Genomic DNA, 20311 nt, shown 5'->3' with positions numbered 1-20311 from the left:
AAAGCGGCTGATATCTCAATGCCTCCATGGTACACTCGCTATCACCTTATAGAAAGCAAGGGTTAGCGACGTGGCGTACAAAATTCTTGTGGTAGATGACCATCCGCTCATTAGGTTGGCGTTGCGTGCAGTGCTGATTCAGGCGGGGCATGACGTGGTGGCCGAGGCGGAAAACGGTGTAGAGGCCATCAGTCTTGTTCGCCAGCACAATCCACATATTGTCGTCCTTGATGTGACGATGCCCAAGCTCGATGGAATTGCGGTCATCGACCGGATCAAAAGGCTCGAGTTGCCAACGAGAATTATTATCCTTACCTCGTTGGCGTCGGAATACTACGCGCAGCGCTGTATCAAGGCAGGGGCGTCAGGATTTATAACAAAGACGGATGACTTGGGCGCTGTTTCCGATGCCATCAAGTCGGTCATGAAAGGGGAAATTTATTACCCTGACGAAGTCAGCGTGTCTACCCGTAAAAGCGACATGCTGGTGGGTGAAATGGAAATGATTGGCTTACTCTCTGATCGTGAGCTTTCGGTGTTGCAGCAGCTTTCAAGAGGTATGAGTAACAAGGCGATTGCCGAAAACCTCATGCTCAGCAGCAAGACGGTCAGCTGCTATAAAGCCCGCTTGATTGACAAGCTGGGTGTCAAGTCTGTGGTCGATCTTGCCGACCTCGCCCGGCGCAACAAGTTGATCTGAATCGGGCGCCAATCTTCACGGGTGGCAGGCCGTTCGTGCTCTGGCCATTCGATCAAGTCTAAGCGCTGCCCTTCAGGTGGCGCGCGCTCTACCGTGTAGATCTAGCACTCATCCCCATGCCAATCCGTGCAGCTTAAGACTTTTCTTGCAGACGCCAGCACGACTCTCCTAGAAACTGAACCTGTCGCTTCCAAACAGAAACCTACCTATATACCCCCGCCTCTGAGGGACGGGAATTTCCGATATTTCAACTCGCCGTAACTTTATGGTGAGTGGTTCGGTGATTCGCTAATGGGGGCTCAAGGAAGGGTTTGAAGTATGTTCAGGTTTTTGTTTCGGGGGGGGCGTTTAGTTTTGCTGTCAAAGCAAGTCTGTCGATTCAACTTATATATGGAAAACCCATGAAATTAAAAACGCTGTTTGCTACTGCCGTTAGTACTGTGTTGGGCGCTGCAATTATTTTACCGGCCCAAGCTGCAGATGGCACCATCACCTTCAACGGTTCAATAACTGCTACTACCTGTACCGTCACTGTCAACGGTGTCAATGCTAGTGCTACTGTGAACTTGCCGGCTGCCCGATTGAGTGATCTGGGGGTGAGTGGCAATACAGCAGGCGCCACCGACTTCAATGTCGTGCTGAGCAACTGCACAGGCCTTCCTGCCACCGGCCAGGGTGCGGCGGTACATTTCGAATCGGGTTCTCAAGTCAATACTGATGGTCGCTTGAACCCCACTCGCGCCGGATCTGGTGTAGAGCTAGCGATCTACCCACGGAACAACGCCACCCCGCTTATGCTTGGTCAAGCTCCCCTCACCGCTATCGGAAACATAGCAGGCGGCGCTATTACGCTGCCTTATACCGTCAAATACCGCTCAATCTCTACAACTCCGACCGCGGGTGCTGTGAGTTCAAGCGTAACCTACTCCATCGTCTATTTTTAAGCCATATGCCGGTGGGCCGCTATGGCCCCCCCGGCTGCCAGCAACCATTTATAAGCGCTAGGAGATAAGCGATGCGACCCTTTAAGTTTCCCCGGTTGTTGCTGTCTGGATTGATCCTTCTAAGCAGCCTTTTTATTGCTCAAGCCCATGCGGCCATCGTGATCAACGGTACCCGGGTGATCTATCCCTCCGACCAGAAGGAAGTCAGCGTCAAGCTCGATAATACCGGGAAGGTTCCTCTTCTGGTGCAGTCCTGGATTGATGGCAGTGATAAGCACAGCGGACCGGATACTTCCACGGCGCCGTTTGTCCTGACCCCTCCCATTGCCCGGGTCAATGCCGGCCAGGGGCAGACCCTGCGGGTACGCCTGACTGGTCAGCAAATGCTGCCACAGGATAAGGAATCATTATTCTGGCTGAATGTACTGGAAGTTCCACCGTCTGCCGAGGATGGGCAAAACAAGCTCAACATTGCTTTTCGCAGCCGGATCAAGCTCTTCTATCGTCCGGCTGGCTTGAAAGAAGATGTGGCGCAGGCTGCCCAGAAAATCCAATGGCGGTTGAAGAATAGCGCTGGCGGTTGGGCCCTTGAAGGGGTTAATACAACACCCTATTTTCTAACATTGAACTCGCTCAAAGTGGGCGATGCCAGTGCTGAATTGAACTTGGCAAACAGTATGTTCGCGCCGGGCGAGCGCAAGACCCTGCCACTTAAGGGGTCCTACAATCCAGCGAGCGGCAGCCGAGTTGAAGGGGGCGTGGTGAATGATTACGGTGGCACCAGTAAATTCGAGCTTCCTGTTTTATTATAGAAGGGCTTCTCAATAGTTGCGTACGGTAGTCGAGCGTCATGCTCTTATCATTAGCTGTTTGTTGTGTTTAAGGCTGTCAAAGCCTGAAGAACTTTCTTGTCTATTCATCTAATCATTGAGGCTTTTGTCTTCGTGACGTTTCCTCGTTGGTGCAAGAAAAAGCCTTGGGGCTGTGGTGGTTTGAATGACGTCGCAAGTCAAAACCTGGGAAGGGCGTAACCTCAATAGGCGTGGGAACAATTTCAGTGTTACTCGCTGCTTTAATCTTTTTTGTTTAAAGTCACTTGCAGTTGCGACACTGATTGACAGCTTTGGCCTGACCTCCACTGTCCGGGCGAAAGAGTTCGATGGCCCCTCGAGCGAATTCGCCAACTTTGATAGCGGCATGTTGATGGGCGCGAGCGCCGGTTCGCTTGATGTCGAGCGCTACAATCGAGGAAACCCTGTCGAAACAGGTACCTACAGTGTTGACCTCAGTATCAACGGTGCATCAGCAGGACGCTTCGATGTTGTGTTTATTCCTGGTGCGACACCGCACCAGGCCAAGCCTGAGCTGCCATTGGAGCTGCTGGATCAACTCGGTGTTGATACCGACAAATTACAAGCGAGCGCAGGTGCTGAAGCGGCCTCCAAGGATCTGTTCGGTCTCATCGCCGATGCGACCTATCGCTACGACAGTGCCGATCAACGGCTTGAGTTAAGCGTACCGCAAGTCGCAATGCTCAACCGTCCACGCGGCTATGTCAGCCCACACCGCTGGGACAGGGGCGTTAACGCCGCGTTCGTCAACTACAGTGTCAACGCTTACCAAAGCAGTGCTCAGGGCAGTCAGAGCAATACCGCATATGCCGATTTCAATGCTGGCATCAATCTGGGCATTTGGCGTTTGCGCCAACGTTCGGCGCTGAACTGGAACAACGAAACTGGCAAGGCCTACCAGGTTGTTACCCGCTACGCGCAGCGGGATATCGATTCCCTCAGCTCGGAATTGACGGTGGGTGATGTATTCACCGATGGCGAGATGTTCGATTCGGTTGCGACACGTGGAGTGCAGCTGGCCACTGACGATCGTATGCTGCCCGACTCGCTACGCGGTTATGCCCCCGTTGTTCGTGGCGTGGCCGCCACCAATGCGCGGGTCACAGTGCGTCAGAATGGTTTCATCATCCAGCAGACCTCCGTCGCCCCCGGGGCCTTCGAAATCACCGATTTGAACCCTGCCAGCCAAAGCGGTGATCTGGAAGTCACAGTGACTGAAGCCGACGGGCAGGAAAAGCAGTTTATCGTGCCGTTCTCGTCGGTCAGTCGTTCCCTGCGCGAAGGTACTTCACGCTATACGGCAACTGTTGGCCAGGCGCGCAACCTGTCGTACGGTAGCTCGCCCACTGTTGCCCAGGCCACCTACCAGCGAGGACTTAGCAATCTGGTGACCGGCTATGCCGGCATGTCCGCCTCCGAGGGCTATGGTGCTGCTCTGCTAGGTGGTGTGTTGAACAGCGAATACGGTGCTCTAGGCGCAGACATTACCGCCTCGAAAACCGACTTGGCGGGCAAAGCCTTCACCGGTCAATCGGCGCGTGTCACTTACAATAAAGTACTGCAAAACACAGGCACCAATTTCACCTTGGCCGCGTATCGCTATTCCACTGAAGGCTATTTCGGTATACGCGATGCACTTGTTGCCCGCGACCAACTTCAACAAAGTGGCGACAGCAACCCGGACGCCTTCCGTCATGCTCGCAGCAGAGCGCAACTGAACATCAGCCAGCGCATCAACAATAGCTCGCACCTGTATCTCAATGCCTCGGTGCAGAATTATTGGAACAGTCCCGGTAGTGATAAGCAGTTTCAGTCAGGTTACAACCACACTTTCAACTGGGGCACTGCGGGCGTCAGCGCCTCGCGCACTCAGGATATGTATGGCGATAACTCCACCCAATTCATGGTCAGTTTTAGCATGCCCTTGGGCTCGGCCAGTAGCACAAATCGCGCCCATCTGAGCGCCAGTGCCAGCTCCAACAGCGACGGCAGTGCTGATGTGCAAAGTACTTTGAGTGGAACCAGCGGCGAAGACCACAGCCTGAGCTATGGCATTTCGGCCAGCAACAATCGTCCAAGCAGCGGTAAGCATTCAAGTAGCACCAGCGCTAACGTCCAGCTCCGAACGTCGGCGGCTGATCTGAGTGCTTCGCTCAGTAAGGGTAGCGACTTCCAGCAGGTCTCACTGGGGGGGAGTGGCTCGGTGGTCGTCCATCCGGCTGGTATTACCTTCGGTCAACCGTTGGGTGACACCATTGCCATCGTTCATGCCCCTGGTGCGGCTGGTGCGACGTTGGACAATGCTACGGGCGTGAAACTCGACCGCAATGGCCAGGCAGTCGTATCGTATTTGACGCCTTACCGGGTAAACAGCTTGGGAATCGATCCCAAGGGTCTTTCCGATGACGTTGAATTGCAAAGCACCAGTCAGGAAGTGGTGCCGCGCAGTGGCTCAGTGGTCATGGCCCGCTTCAAGACTGTCACGGGTCGGGCATTACTGATCAATGCCCGGCAGGCCGATGGAAAGCCTTTGCCTTTCGGAGCCAATGTCTATGATTCGGACGGTCGTACGGTGGGTGTGGTCGGACAGGGTGGGCAGATATTCGCCCGTCTCGGCAGCGACCAGGGCACATTGAGGGTCAGCACTCATGGCAAGGAGTCAAGTCAGTGCAGTATGACTTATCACCTCAAGCCAAGGGAGAAGCAACAAGCGGATGCGGAATTAGAGCGGGTCGATCTGCCGTGTCGTGTATAGGGTTTAGCTTTGAGCAATTTGCCTGAAGAACTGACCGATCGAATTGTACGAGATGGCAAAAAACAACTTTATGAGTAAATACGTAGAGGTAGGTCTGGCATACCACTCTGCAACCAGAGAAATATCAATTGGTGTGTTGTGATGAAAATACTCAAAAAAAAATCGTTTACTTCAGTAGTATTCGTTTTTTTGGTCGGACTGTTAATTGAAAGTAGCTTCCCCAGCTATGCGTTGGCGTGCACGATTCTCAAAGATCAAGTGGCACCAATCCCTGCTCCGATTAATGTAACATCTGGGGCGACAAATATCGGATCCGTTTTAGGTGGGTGGTCTCAGCCAGGCCGCGTAAGGACCGGGTTGAAAAATTGTAATGCTAATATCACGATTTTGAACAGACTGATGTCAGCTCAGCCGGCATCGCGTTTGACCGTAAATGAGGGAGGGATCACCTACGATGTGTATCCAACTGAGATTAACAATATTGGATATTATGTACGTGTTCAAGATCACGCTGGTAATGATCTTACTCTTGGGGATGCTTATACTCGGTTGGATCATGTGCTTAGGAGCATCAATGTGTGGGTCAGATTTGTCGCCACAGGCCCATTAAATCCTGGCACCTATTCTCTTTCCAGTAGGGATTTCATTTGGGCGGATACGCGCTCAGCGTTAAATAATGCAGAAATCGGCAGATTTGATACTGATCTGTCCTATTCGGCAGGCACGGTAACCGTCACCGCTTTAACATGCTCGGTGCACGCTGCTGATCGGAATCAGCAGGTAGTGCTGCCCACTGTTTCCGCGAGCAATTTGCAAGGCGTAGGTTCCACCGCCGGCTCACAAGGTTTTACGATTGGCGTAAACTGCCCTGCTGGCGTTGCCCTGCATGCAACCATGACAGATGTCAACTCCCCGGCTAACACGAGCAATATTTTGACGCTTGCTCAAGGCTCAACAGCTACGGGGGTTGGCCTTCAAATCAGCGCAACAGACAGGGCGCACGTGGTCTCATATGGAGCGGACTCGCGGGTGGCAGGCAACAATAACCAATGGTTTGTCGGTGGCAATGCCACTTCGCCTCCGACCAACCATATTATTCCGTTTACAGTGAGATATGTGCAAACAGCAGCAGCCGTGCAACCTGGAACGGTTCGCGCGCGTTCGACAATAACGTTTTCATATCAATAACTACGGGCTTATCTTGCAGCGTCGTCAGGATTCACCGTGCCCGAAAACCAGGAACTTAACATATGAAAGTAATAATCGCTGGAAGGCTGGGTAAAACTTTATGTGTCTACACTCTATTGCTGGTCGTTGGTTGCTCACATCATTCGGATATAGGACTTGATCGCAATCATGCTAATGGTTTTACGGCCAAAGGCACTCAAGCTTACATCGCCTGCATAAAGCACGAACTCACCAGCGGCACAAAAACGTTTACCGTGGAGGATAACGGTAGCATCAATCTATTGATTGGCAGTATTGACCGCACTACGGCAGTAGGACTTGTTCAACTGTCACGCGTCAGCGGCCAAACCACCTACACCGTTTACCAGAGGCATGCGTGGGTTGACAAAGGCAGGTTGATCAATGCGGCACAAGGGTGTGCAAAGGACTAAAGCGTGCGGCAAGTGGCGCCTGGTGGTAGGCAGAGTGCCGCCTTGATGACGCATTAAGATGGGGGAACGCAAAAAATCCCCCGGTGGCGTAATACTGTTTACTTAAGTTAAACGTGGCGCCTGTTGGGGCTACAATGCGGTCACGAAATCTCAAGTCGCAGTATTACTGCCAGCAGCGGGGGCAAAGTTCTCGATGCGGAGCAACCCGTTCAGTTTCACTCAGGGCAGTGCTTGTGTCTGCAAGAAATTTCTTAAGTTGCACAAAAGCGTTCGAATGGGCTTAGATGCCCTGCGCAACATCTCAAGTGAACTATTAAGTTTTAATTAAAACCTTTCAATCCAGGCTGTGATTATCAACCCACAGTTATTGACGCAGAATTCGACCGTGCCTCCATGTTCCCTTGATCATGTAAAGAGCGGTTTATGTCAGCAAATTCTGCAACATGCTACTCCCAGGTTTTATCGCGTGCTCCGGTATGACGGCGCGAGCGCTTCCTCTTTCTACTACGGCGGCCGAAGTCCATGCAGCGCTGGCCTGTTGCCGACTGCTGTTGCAAGTGTGCCAGGGGCGGGTTCCGGAACCCGAACAGGAAGTGACTGGCCCGGACGTACGTCGCGCGGTCAAGCACTACGGGCAGTGCGCCGGAGTCAATCTGCGCCTCGAGCGTTTGTCGTTGTGCAAGCTGACGCCGAAGTTGTTGCCTTTGGTCTGGCGCACCCAGGCAGGCGACTTCGTACTGCTCGCACGCCTGTCTGACACCCAGGCATTGATTCAATCGCCTTTGACCAGCACGCCCGATGTGATCGAGCGAGCGCAATTGGCCGAACAGTGGAGCGGGGAAGTGATCCGTCTGCGCCAGGGAGGCCTGCGTTTCGATCTGTCCTGGTTTGCTCCAGAGCTGCTGCGCCATCGTCGGGTGTTGACGGAGGTGGTGCTGTGTTCGTTGCTGTTGCAGGTACTGGCCCTGGCGACACCGTTGTTTTTCCAGGCGGTGATGGACAAGGTCATGGCGCATCGGGCCCTGGCGACCCTGGATGTTCTGGTCATGACCTTGGTCGTGGTGGGGATCTTCGAGGTTTTGCTCAAAGGCTTGCGCGAATACCTTTCGGCGCATACCGCCAATCGCATCGACATTGGTCTTGGCATCAAACTGTTCCGTCATCTGCTGGGGTTGCCGCTGCTGTATTTCAAGCAGCGCCAGGTGGGCGCGATCATCACCCGGGTTCAGGAGCTGGATAGCATTCGTGAGTTCCTCACGGGCTCACTGCTGACGTTGTGCATCGATGTCGTTTTCACCCTGGTGTTTTTTGCGGTCATGGCCTGGATTTCATGGCCCTTGACCCTGCTGGTGATGGCGACGCTTCCACTGTATGTCCTGCTGGCCTGGATCAGCACCGGACCGCTGGAGAAGCGCATCGAGCGCCAGTTTCAGAGTTCTGCCCGCAATACTGCCTTTCTCAACGAAACCGTGAGCAGCGCCGAGACCATCAAGAGTCTGGCGGTAGAGCCGCGGATGCAACGGCGCTGGGAGTCCCAGACCGCTGAGATGGTCGAGGCCGGTTTCGCCAGCCAGACCTTGGGCAGCTCGATTAGCCAGGCAGTTACCCTGCTGCAGAAATTTACCGCCGTTGCGGTGATCTGCTGGGGTGCAAGCAAGGTGATTGGCCTGGAGATGAGCATCGGCCAATTGATCGCCTTCAACATGATGCTGGCTCACATCAGTCAGCCGCTGGCCAAGTTGATCGAGGTCTGGCAGCAATTTGTCCAGGTGCGAGTATCGGTGGACAAACTGGGCGATATGCTCAACCTGCCGGTCGAGCAGATGCAGGGCCAACAGCGTCCGCTACAACCGTTACGAGGCGAGGTGCGCATCGAGCAGTTGGTGTTCCGCTATCGTCCCGACCTGGAACCTGTGATCAAGGGGCTGGACCTGCACATCGTCGCGGGCCAGACCCTGGGAGTCGTCGGGCCGTCTGGCTCTGGCAAAAGCACGCTGACCGGCTTGCTGCAAAAACTCTATACCCCTGATGCCGGACGCATTCTGATTGACGGCTTGCCTCTGCAGCAGTTGGAGCCGGCCTGGCTGCGTAGCCAGATTGGTGTGGTGCTGCAGGAAAACTATTTGTTCAACCGCAGCGTGCGACAGAACATTGCCCTGCGTCATCCCACGGCCTCCCTGGAAGCAGTGATCGCCGCAGCCCGCCTGGCGGGCGCCCATGACTTTATCCTGCAACTGCCGCTGGGCTACGACACGGTGCTGGCTGAAGCGGGCAGATCGCTGTCTGGTGGCCAACGCCAGCGCATGGCCATTGCCCGCGCACTGATGGGCGACCCAAGGATCCTGATTTTTGATGAGGCCACCAGTGCACTGGACGACGAATCCCAAGCATTGATCCAGGGCAACATGGCGCGGATCGCTGAGGGGCGCACGGTGATCATCATCGCTCACCGATTGTCGGCCGTGCGCCAATGCCAACGCATTGTTGCCGTTGAGCAGGGGCGGGTCAGTGAATCGGGCACCCATCTTGAGTTACTCGCCAACGGTGGTTGTTATGCACGCCTATGGGCGTTGCAACGTGCGTTACGCAAGGAGCAGGCATGATGCGTTGGTCATTGTTGAGCATTCCCCGGCAGGCTTGGCGCGCTTTGTGCCAGGCGCCTGCCGCACTCAAACGCAGTCGCGACGAGTACGAGTTCCAACCCGGTTATCTGGAGATTGTCGAGCGACCACCAGCGCCTTGGGCGCGTGGCACGGCGATGGTGTTGATGTTGTCGATCGCACTGGCGCTGGCGTGGGCGATTCTCGGCTTTCTCGACATTCACGCCAGTGCTTCTGGCCGGTTGATAGTGCCTAGCCACACCAAAATCATTCAGGCCCATGATGCGGGTGAGGTCGGTGCAATCCACGTGCGTGACGGGCAACGGGTCAAGGCCGGTGATGTGTTGGTGGCGTTGAACCCGATTGGTGTCGATGCCGAGCTGAGCGAGCTGCGGGCTCAGCTGGCGTTCAAACGCCTGGAGCTGGCCAGGGCCCAGGCGCTGCTGAGCAATGACCCGATTGGCAGCTATCTGCCGCCACCCGATCTGAGCCCGGAGCAATCGCTGCAAGCCCGTGCGCAATTGGCAAGCACCTGGAAAGAAATCAACGCCAACCTGGACAGCCTGAATGCAGAGATGGCCATCAATCAGGCCGGCCAGCGGGCTCGCAGTGTGGAGATTTCCGCCTTGGGCAAGTTGGCTAGCAATGTCCGGCGGCGCCTCGATGCACGCCGGGCGATGGCGGCCCAGCAACTGATGCCCCAGGTTGATCTATTGGAGCAGGAAAAGGAGCAGTTGGAGGTCGAGCGCTCGCTGGCCCAACAGCATGCCGAACTGCAGGTGCTAAAGGCCGAGGCGCGCAACCGGCAGGATCAGCGCGACAGTTTTCTGGCCAGGACCCAGCGCGAGCAGCACGACGTGCGCCATCGTACCCAGCAGGACATTGCCATTCTCGAGCAGCAACTGATCCGCGGGCGCGACAAGCAGCGCCTGCAAACGTTGTTGGCACCGGTTGATGGCGTGGTGCAACAACTGGCGGTGCATACCCTGGGCGGTGCGGTACAGCCAGCGCAACAACTGCTGGTGATTGTGCCAGAGGGAGCGGAGCTGGACGCCGAAGTCATGGTGTTGAACAAGGATGTGGGCTTTGTCAGGGCTGGACAGCCAGTGGAGATCAAGGTTGATGCGTTCCCCTATACCCGATACGGCACCTTGCGCGGGACCGTTATGCATGTGTCTGGTGATGCCATCAAGGATGAGCAGCAGGGATTGGTGTTCCCAGCGCGCATCCGCCTGGAAAAGGCCGCTATTGCCGTGGACCAGGGCTGGGTGCCTTTGCAGGCAGGGATGACAGTGACCGGCGAGATTCGCACGGGAGATCGGCGGGTGATTGACTACCTGTTGAGCCCGATCCAGCAATACCAGTCCGAAGCCCTGCGGGAGCGTTGATATGACCACTGCATTTATCCACGCTGGCGACGATACACCGAACATCCTGGATACTGGCCTGGAGGCCTTGGTATGGGCGGCACGGCGTTTTGACCTGACCCTCACGGCGGCACAGCTGAATCACCGCCTGGGCCGCGTCGAGGGCATGGCCGACAGTATCGACTTGCGCCGTTGTGCCGGCTGGGCCGGGCTGCGGGCGAGGGCCGTGCGCAGCAGCGTCCAGCGCCTGGAACAACTGCCGTTACCCGCCTTGCTGGAGACCGCGCGCGGGTGGGTGGTGCTCAATGCCGTCGAACCAGGGCAGGTCAACCTGTTCTGGCCGCTAGAGGGGCACTGTCAGACTCTGCCCCGTGAAGACCTGGCTGAACTGTGGCAGGGCGAGGTGTTGTTGCTGGCTGAACAGCACACCGGTTTGAAACCGCCTGCTTTCGGCGTGGCCTGGTTTTGGCCATCGATCCTCAAACATGTGCGGCAGTTTCGTAGCGTGTTACTGGTCTCGCTGATGCTGCAGTTGGTAGCCCTGGTCACGCCGCTGCTGTTCGAAAACATCATCGACCGGGTGCTGGTCAGCCGGGGTATGTCCAGCCTGCAAGTATTGGGCATTGCCCTGCTGGCGTTGGCGCTGTTCGAACCGTTGTTCGGCCTGCTGCGTTCCTGGCTGTTTAGCAACTTGGCCAGCAAGATCAACGCGGAATTGTGCGCGCGCTTGTACCAGCATCTGGTGCAGTTACCGCTGAGCTACTTCCAGCGTCGTCAAACCGGCGAGATCATCGCCCGGGTCGGAGAGATGCAGCAGATCCGCCAGTTTCTCACCGGTTCGGCGCTGACCCTGGTGCTGGATCTGGCCTTCTGTAGCCTGTTCATCGCGGTGATGTACAGCTATGCACCGCTCTTGACATGGGTGGTAGTCGGCTCCCTGTTCCTGTACTTCCTGTTTTGGCTGTGCGTGGGCCCCTTGTTGCGCAGTCGGGCGCTGCGCGAGTACGAACTGAGTGCGGCAAACACCGCCTTTCTCACCGAGACTGTGACGGGCATCGAAACCATCAAGACCGGCGCCACCGAAGGCGGTTTCCAGCAGCAGTGGCAACGTCAGTTGGCGGCTTATGTGAGGGCAGCGTTCCACACGCGCATCGTCGGTATCTGGGCCGGGCAGGGTATTGGTCTGATTCAGAAGCTGACCGCCGCGTTGCTGCTGTGGTGGGGCGTGATGCTGGTTATGGATGGGCAGCTGACGCCCGGCCAACTGGTGGCTTTCAACATGCTGGCCGGCCATGTGGTGGAGCCGATTCTGCGCCTGGCCCAGGTCTGGCAGGATTTCCAGCACACCCTGATCTCGTTGCGCCGGCTGGGCGATATTCTCGACACCGAGTGTGAAAGCGGTAGCGGCGGTCTGGCCTCAGTGCCGGCGCTGCAGGGCGCGGTGAGTTTCCAGGGCGTGCGTTTCCGCTATGACGAAGATGGCCAGGAAATCCTGCGCAACCTCAACCTGGACGTACAACCAGGGGAGTTCATCGGTATCACCGGGCCTTCCGGCTCGGGCAAGTCGACCCTGACCCGACTGCTGCAACGCCTTTATGTACCGCAGCACGGGCGGGTGTTGGTGGACGGCATAGACCTGGCCATTGCCGACCCGGTGGCCCTGCGTCGCAACATGAGCGTGGTGCTGCAGGAAAGCGTGCTGTTCGCTGGCAGCATTGCCGAGAACATTCGCCTGTGCCGACCCCAGGCCAGCGATGCCGAAGTACACGAGGCGGCCACCCTCGCCGGTGCTGCGACCTTTATCGAGGCGCTAAGCCAGGGTTACGACACCCAGGTCGGTGAGCGCGGCGGCCAGCTTTCAGGCGGCCAGCGTCAGCGCATAGCCCTGGCGCGGGCGCTGTTGACCAACCCTGGGATCCTGTTGCTGGACGAGGCCACCAGTGCCCTGGACTACGAGTCCGAGGCGGCGGTAATGGCCAATCTGCAGCGAATCGCCCAGGGCCGCACGGTCATCAGTGTCGCACATCGCCTCAACACGCTGCGTCATGCCGACCGAATTCTCGTCATCGATCAAGGCCAGGTCCTTGAGCAAGGTAGTCACGAACAGCTGCTCGCCCTGGACGGGTTGTATGCCCGGCAATGGGCCTTGCAGATGAAGGGTTGATATCCCGATCACAGACGGCTAGGTGGACATGCCGTGGCCGTCAATCCAGCGCTGTAACCCGCAAAAACTATCCGTAAGCCTATTCTCAGGAGAGAGACCTATGCCCAGCAGAAGCTACCAGTCACTGCTCGAATCCGCGCAAGCGACCTATAAAGAGATGAAACGCAGACCAGCGATCCAAGCGTTGGTTAACGACATAAAAAAAATGTTTCGTGATAACGGTAACAAGTGGACTCCCGAAGCGAATGCCAAACAGCGCCAGCTTGAAAAGGCGCTTGAGGCAGATGCCTACGGCCGCTATAGCAACGATAGGCCGACAGCGGTCAGTAGCCTCAACGAGGTTGAACAGCGTGAGTTTGTCGAGTACATGAAGGCATTGGCGGCGCGTGCTGCAATGGTCGATATCAAAGTACAAGGCAGCGAGGCAATAGCCTTGTTCTCGCAAACGGACAGCGTTCTAGGAAGTGCTGAAGCGTTTCGAGTTCTGCCTAAAGATTTTGCGCAACGGTATGGCACACGATCCAAGGTTGGCGCACGACTGACCATCAACGTCGACAAGGCGTACTTCAACCAGCTGGCCAATGCACTGACCCAATTGTTCAGCGATGAAAACCGCGGCTGGCTGGAGCAGGCCAAGATCATGGGGCCGAAAAACCTGGGCCGCCGCACCGACCAGGCGGTGATTTACCTGTCTGAAGCGGGGGTAGAGCATGCTCGAACCATCGGCAGAAGGCTTGCCGAACTTCTACCGGCGCCGGCCTTTGTCGAACACACTCCCACCGGCATGCTCCGGGTGGACAAAGGCATTGCCTACTCCGAGACGGCGCAAGGGGAGTCGAGCAGCCATGGTCAATCCAGAGCCAGACTGATTGCTGCAGCGGGAGCTGAGGCCTTGCTCACCGATACTCCAATTGAGAAGACTTTGCAGCGTACCCTGCAGAGGCGTGGGTACGATGTACAAGACCCGGCCCTGCTAGCACAAGCTGTACAAGACCGTGCGTTAAAGGGAGGGTTGGTGCCTGTCAGTGGTGGGGCTGAACCCCGCACGGGCAGTCCTGACATCCGACAGTTTGCTTTGGATCCTGTGCTGTTTGCCAAGACCTACACACTCAGCGCCGAGGCTCTACTCAAGTCGGGCCGTCTTCCGGCCCAGGGTTTTGCCCAGTTGGTGAAAGTTGCGCCTAACCTGTATGAAATTGAATACACTGAGCATGGTCATGAAGGTCAGTCCGCCAGCCAAGTCGACAGTGTGGCGGCATACTTTCTTGGCTTCAATGGTGCGGATCAGGCCACTCCATCCCCTGCGTATGTGGATATTCCCAAGCACGCGGCCCCCGGCAGCTTTCTCTTCACCGCCACGCTTTCAGGCTGTTCGCTGATAGTCACCAGTCTGGATGCAAACACCTATCGGGTGTATCACGACGGCCGGGTCAACAGCTCGACACTCTACGACAACGTGGTGATGGCGATCGACTTCAAGGATTATCAGGTTTCCGGCACTTCTACGGGTTTGGCCGCAGCGTACATGCAGTATGTCAATGGCGAATGGCAGCTGGCTTTTCAGCGTCAGGAGTACGAGGAGAACCAGAGAGTAGATGAGGGACCCCGGCCGAAGCTGCGTGATGGCGAGTCACCCCTTTCGATCCAAGTCGCCGACGACCAAGTGGCGCAGCGCAATCAGGCTCAATTCAGCGCTTACCGGGAAAAGATTCACCAACAACTGAAAAAAGTGGCCGGTCAGTTCGGCGTATCTGCTGAAGGAGTAGCCGATGTTGCCTATACGGACGGCGATTTTTCTTCCGAGCACCCGGCAATTGCAGCATGGATCCACTTGCGCAATGCGATTCAAGCCATCGTCAATGCTGACATCGAAGAGTTGAGATACAAGCGCGTTCAACTCCAGGATGCCCGGCGCACTTCAAGTGACAAAGCCTTGATCGACCAGCAGATCAAGCAGATAAACCTCACTCAGGATTACTACCGTGCGCAATACCAACCACTATTGTTAGAAGCCAGATCTGTCGAGAGAACCTGGCTTTGGCAGCAGATCAAGGAAAAAAAAGGCATCGCCGCGGTGGTGCGAATTGACGACGCTTCAATCCAGGGAGAAGGAGCGTCGCGTGTTGACAGTGTTGGGGAACGTTACTCGATCGCAGAAGCATTTCAGCGCGGGACGCAGGTCCCCGGGTTTGCTGAAGGCTTGCGCAATTTCCGTGATATAGCCATTCCCGGTTTGGGTGACAAGATGTCAGTCCTGGAGATGAAGCGTCTGTTCCTCAAGGGACAGCTTACCCCTGAGCAGCAGGGCGCTCTGAGTGGGCGTATCAGTGTGGCGAGCCAGGCCGAATACATCGATAAAGTGTTAAGTCGAACGGCGAAGTTCAGCGAAGACTTTCATCGTGCCGGCAGTACCTTCGATCGGCTGGTGCCACAGGATTTTTATCTGTCGCTGGTAGGCGACACGTCGGGAGGTCGTTGCTATCCCTTGGTCAGGGCCATGGCGGTGGCGCTGGCAAACGGCGGTGAGTACGGTGTCAATAACCTGGTGGAAAAGCTGTTCCTGGCTGGCGCCGACCCGCAAGGGGCCAGTTCCATATTGCTCAAGAACAGTTTGAGCAGGCTGCACGCCAATGTCGACGCAGTTGAGGCATCAACCGAACTGGGCCATTTCAAAGTGGCCGACGTGGTTGCTCGGCTGGCTGAAACGACCCGAACCGCCATGTTCGCGCTCAACACCCAAGGGCACTCCATGCTAGTGGGGAGCACCATTAGTGCCGAAGGGCGTCGTTACTATTTCTACGACCCGAATGTCGGGATTTTCGCTTTCGACGATACGGCCAGTTTGTCGAAGGCAATGACACAGCACCTGATCGGCCGCAAAATGGCCGCTTTCTACGGCTCGTTCGGCACCCAGTCGGCTCCTGTGTTTAACCTGGTGCAGATCGATGTCGCCAAAATGGCCGAGGTGCCGGTGGGCAACGACCTGTACGTTGCTGACCTGTCACGGGCTGATGAGCTGGTGAGTTCCATTGAGCAGCGGCGACTGGTCGAACGTACGCTCAGTACACAAGCACAGGCTATCGAGGACACCCGGTTGCGCATGGCGTTGGTGACGCTCGATGCCGAGCAGTGGGGCGCCAGATTTGAAGAATCATGCACCCTGCTTGCGCGGGAAGCGGGGCTCGACCATCGCTGGATGCCGGTGATTGCCAATACCGAAGCGCAAGGCGAAGGCCGGTACCGGGTTCAGTTCATCAACCGTGACCAGCCCGAGCAAACCCGCTGGCTGACTACCGAAGATGTCACCTTTATCGAGTTTCGGCGCTTCGTCGACGAAAATCTGCAGCGGCTCAGCCAGCACTTTACCCTCGAGAATGGCCAACTGCGGCCCAAGGGCGTATCCGGTGAGGCCGCACCGGTAGACGGTTTGAACGCAGGTTTTGCGGTGCAGGCATTGATCCATTGGTTTGCAGACAGGAGCCGCAAAGACGCTGCGAGCGGGGGGGCGGCGCCTGATCTTGCTACGGCGCTCAAAGTGCACAGTTACATCAATTTTATCCAGATGGGGCATGGCACCCTCCAGGATGTGGCCAGGGTCACCGAGCTGGTTCGCACGGCACTGCGCGGCGAAGCGGTAGCCGCTGAAGCCACTCTCCAGGACTTTGCCAAAACGCTGGGGCGCACCGCCGATGAAGGCATTGGCGTCCTGTTGGGGGCAGCGATGGTTGGCTTTGATGGGTTTGAGCTGGCTCACGCCGAAAACGATATGCAAAAGGCTGTGTTCGGCACCCAGCTCGCCTTCGACTCGGCAAGCTTCGTGACCAGTATTGCGGGACTCAGCGCCGGCCTGATCGGTGCCTCCACCGCCGCTGCCATGCTCGGTGGGTGTGCTGTGGTCCTGGGTGGGCTTGCGGTCGGCTTTACCGCACTGGCACAGGCATATGGTGTTGTGGCTATGGAAGCCCAAGCGGTGGGCCGCTACTTTGAGGCGCTCGACAGCGCATACAAAGGCCAAGGTTATCGTTATGACGAGCAGAAACAGGTGCTGGTCCCTCTTGCCGGGGCGGTAGTGAAGACCGTCGACCTGCGCAACGGGCAAATCGACTTCGACAGTCAGTACATCTACCGCACGCATCACGGTAATGGCGGTTCTGGAGCAATCAATTACTTCGGGTGGGGCATGCCGGTGATGGTCCGCGATCGCAGTCAGGCGGTCGAGGTGCGCAGTGGCATCGGCTATGGGAGCCACCATCCGCTCGCTCACAGCGATACCAGGGTAGTTATTCTGCCTGGTACACCCAAGTCCTATATCAGTTACGAATACGAGACACTTCCCGGCACCACCAACCGCCATGACGGCGGCTTTGATGTGATTCGTCGGCTTGAGCAAGACAGACGCTTTGACTACGACTTCTACCTCTTTCCGGGCGAGTACACGATCCGCAAGATTCATCAAGAGTACGTCGATACGCCGGTCGAAGTGCTGCTCGATCAGCGTAACCGGCAACTGGTAGTACCCGAGCTGCCCAATGAGCTGCACGGCTTCCTGCGCTACGAGATCAAGGGCACAGGGGGCGAATACGTAATTGGTTTGAATGAAGGCGTGCGGGTCAAGCTCACCAGCGAAACAGGCAGCATGCCCTCGCGCTGGATCATCGATAGCAGCCAGCTTGCCAGCGATAGCATCAGCGTGTCGAACCAACAGTTGGTGGTCGGTGGTGTTGTGGTCGAGCTCGATCCCGCCCAGAACGGTCGCATACTGTTGGTCAATGCCAAAGGCGAGGTGCGGGAAGTCGATTTTGCCGGCATGACTACCCGGGTGCTGGTGGAGGACGCCAGTAAATGGCAGGTGCCAGGTCATCGTATCGAGCAGCACTTGCGCGACTTGGCCAAGGCTCATCAGATGCAAGGTCAGTACGTTGTGGTGGAGAATTACAGCCACGAGGGACGAAATGTCGGCCGGGCGTTCTATGACGTCGCCAAGGATCGCATGCTGTTCACCAACACTGATATTGAGCAGGCCAGGCATGCTCAGTTGGGGGCCGTTAGTGGCGACTATGCTTATTTTTTTGACGCCGCGAACGCCGCGGCGTGGCGGGTGGACATCGCCAGTGGCAGGATCGATGCGCAGTTCGATCCATGGTTCAACCAGAGCGCGGGCAACATCAGCCGGTTATGGCAAGAGGGGGATGCGGTCTACCTGACGCGCCGCCATTTGCTCAAAGATGGCAGTGAGGCCGAGCTGAGCTACCGGATCCAGGGCGATCGCATGGAGCTGGTCAGCGCGGTGGGTGATGAGGCGCTATTACAGCTCTCGGCGTGCACTGGCCAATATGGCGACGCGGTAAAAACCATGCTCAATGGCTACGCGAGCAATGGCGTGCAGCGCGGCACCCCAGTGTATGGGTTGGGCGCGCGATTGATCGAGCCAACCCCTGCGGCGTTGATGACGGTATTTGGCACCGATGCGGCTGGCGTGGCACACCGCTATTGGATACGAACCAGCGATGGCGCCGTGATCAAACCCAATCTGGCGCCACCCGGGGACACAACCCTGCGTTTCGAAGCGCACGAAACAAGTCGTAGCGCATGGCCTGTTCCCGCTGATCTGGTGTTGGCGGGCAGCATGCCCGGCCTCGATGGCAAGGAGGTGTTCTTTTTCTACAGCAAGGCGCAAAAGGTCCTGTTCCGCCAGGAAGGGCCAGGCCAGGCGGTGCTCGACTCCACCCGCCCGACAGCATTGCGGGTTACCACCCCGGCGCTGGCGAATGTAATCGATTTGAACGGAGTTCTGGTCCTCCTCACCGAGGATGGCCGCCTGGCCCGGGTCGATGCCAAGGGGCAGCTCAGTTACGAGGCCGTCAACGAGCATTGGCTCAAAGGGCGTCAAACCTGGTGGCAAGATCTATCCAGTGTCGCTGGTCGCAGTGCAACCCTGGCGGTGTTTGGCGTCAAGGGCAGTGACGGCAAGAGCGTGTTGCCCGTGTGGTACCACAACGGGCAGGTCGTGGTGGCATCCGCCCCGCTGCATGGCAAGCCTTTGCAGTTTCTGGGATTTGAAGCGGACGGCAGCGCTGCGCGGATTTTCGATCCGGCAAGTGGCAAGCTCTATCGTCAACCTCCTTTGACTCCTGCAGCGCTTGCCGGCGCGTTTGGCACTGACGAGGTACTCGAGGTGTCGGCGCAACTGCCCGCCGCCAGTGAGCTGGTGCCGAATCTGCATCTCAAGGCGGCAGAGCTCAATGACGCGGGATTACGCCTGACCACCGTCAAAGGCGAGATTTTGCTCCGGGACAGCAAGGGTGAATTGCAGCTGGTGGCCGTCGACAACGGCTGGCAGCAAGATAACCGTGATCGTTTGCCCCAGGCACTCAGCGAGCTCGCCAGTCAGTGGCGGGCTACGGGTGTGCTGACTTTGCAGGGGCAAGACGGGCAAGGGTGGTTCGACGTCAGCAGTGGACAAGTGTTCTCTGGCAAAGGTCTCCCGGTTGCGGAAGATTTGCGTTTCGTGGGAACCGCTGTTGGGCAGAGAGCAGCCTATGTATACAGCCAGACAGACCAGGGGTTGTACCATGTCTGGGCGGGTAATCCGAAGAGGCTCGGCCATTACACCTCTGTCGAGCGCGTTGGTTCGTCGTTGTTGCTGCGGGGCGACGGCTTGCGTGGTAGCCAGGATGATCTGCAGCCGCCACTGATTGACGGTGTCGACAGTGTCGTGCTGCATGGGGGGGCCAACGGCGATACCTACCGCCTCAGCCCGCAAATGTGGTCGCACTACCGCACAGTCGTCATTGATAACGATGACCCGGACCAGGCCCTGGACCGATTGATCATACCGGCAGCCGATGGGGAAAAGCTCCTCGTCAGCCGTCATGATGATGATCTGCTGCTGACTGACTGGGCAGGAGGCACTACCTTGCTCATTCGCAAGGTATTTGGCAGCCAGGCGGCGACGCACCGGCATCTGCAAATCGAGCTGAAAGGTTCCGGGGCGGTGATCAGTATTGATCATCTGGTCGCGGGCTTTACCCGGGTAGGGGCCGATAAAAATGCCCTGTTCGAGCTGGCCTGGGCCAACCAGCAGCCGGAGTCAGTAGAGAGCGCAACCAGTCCCAGCCTGACCAAGTTGAGCGGCGCGATGGCCGCGTTCGCCGACACCGGCGGTGCCCGCGAATATTTGCCGCAAAACCGCCAGGCCGCGCATGGGGCACTGGTGCCTTCGATGTCTTGAGGTAGTACGAGAAACAGCAGGAGGGGCGCAACGCGCCTCCTGCCTCCCACCTTCAGCTTGAATCATTCCTCTTGTAAAAG

General features: G+C 57.1%; 10 protein-coding genes. All 10 read left to right on the top strand.

The window, feature by feature from the left end; all coding sequences use genetic code 11:
* The first annotated feature begins 70 nt into the window (after positions 1–70).
* The 10 genes from CKW29_RS01070 to CKW29_RS01030 all read left to right on the top strand — a co-directional run bounded on the left by CKW29_RS01070 (position 71) and on the right by CKW29_RS01030 (position 20231).
* Positions 71–700: a response regulator transcription factor gene (locus tag CKW29_RS01070; RefSeq protein ID WP_095147740.1), complete on the top strand. Its 630-nt coding sequence runs from the start codon at positions 71–73 to the stop codon at positions 698–700.
* Positions 701–1101: 401 nt separating this feature from the next.
* The gene (locus CKW29_RS25360; protein WP_143496819.1) at positions 1102–1644 is read left to right on the top strand and encodes a fimbrial protein; all 543 of its coding nucleotides are present in this window, start codon (positions 1102–1104) and stop codon (positions 1642–1644) included.
* A gap of 71 nt (positions 1645–1715) precedes the next feature.
* The gene (locus CKW29_RS01065; RefSeq protein ID WP_095147739.1) at positions 1716–2456 is read left to right on the top strand and encodes a molecular chaperone; all 741 of its coding nucleotides are present in this window, start codon (positions 1716–1718) and stop codon (positions 2454–2456) included.
* Positions 2457–2640: 184 nt separating this feature from the next.
* Positions 2641–5250 carry a fimbria/pilus outer membrane usher protein gene (locus tag CKW29_RS01060; protein WP_095147738.1) on the top strand — a complete coding sequence of 870 codons (2610 nt, stop codon included), beginning with the start codon at positions 2641–2643 and terminating at the stop codon, positions 5248–5250.
* Positions 5251–5391: 141 nt separating this feature from the next.
* A complete protein-coding gene (locus tag CKW29_RS01055) occupies positions 5392–6438 on the top strand; it encodes a fimbrial protein (protein WP_095147737.1) in 1047 nt (348 codons plus the stop codon).
* 62 nt (positions 6439–6500) lie between these two features.
* Positions 6501–6869, top strand: a complete 369-nt coding sequence (locus CKW29_RS01050) for a hypothetical protein (protein ID WP_095147736.1) — start codon at positions 6501–6503, stop codon at positions 6867–6869.
* 476 nt (positions 6870–7345) lie between these two features.
* Positions 7346–9472: a peptidase domain-containing ABC transporter gene (locus CKW29_RS01045; RefSeq protein ID WP_095147735.1), complete on the top strand. Its 2127-nt coding sequence runs from the start codon at positions 7346–7348 to the stop codon at positions 9470–9472.
* Positions 9469–10857, top strand: a complete 1389-nt coding sequence (locus CKW29_RS01040; protein WP_095147734.1) for an HlyD family type I secretion periplasmic adaptor subunit — start codon at positions 9469–9471, stop codon at positions 10855–10857. Before CKW29_RS01045 ends, CKW29_RS01040 begins: the two co-directional genes overlap by 4 nt.
* Position 10858: 1 nt before the next feature.
* The gene (locus CKW29_RS01035; protein ID WP_095147733.1) at positions 10859–13000 is read left to right on the top strand and encodes a type I secretion system permease/ATPase; all 2142 of its coding nucleotides are present in this window, start codon (positions 10859–10861) and stop codon (positions 12998–13000) included.
* Positions 13001–13100: 100 nt separating this feature from the next.
* Positions 13101–20231 (top strand): TcdA/TcdB pore-forming domain-containing protein, encoded by a 7131-nt coding sequence (locus tag CKW29_RS01030; RefSeq protein ID WP_095147732.1) that lies wholly within the window; start codon positions 13101–13103, stop codon positions 20229–20231.
* The last annotated feature ends 80 nt before the right edge of the window (positions 20232–20311 follow it).

Source organism: Pseudomonas sp. Irchel s3a18, from assembly GCF_900187535.1.
In the GTDB taxonomy this organism is placed as follows: Bacteria; Pseudomonadota; Gammaproteobacteria; order Pseudomonadales; family Pseudomonadaceae; genus Aquipseudomonas.
This window is presented reverse-complemented; position numbering and strand designations above follow the sequence as displayed.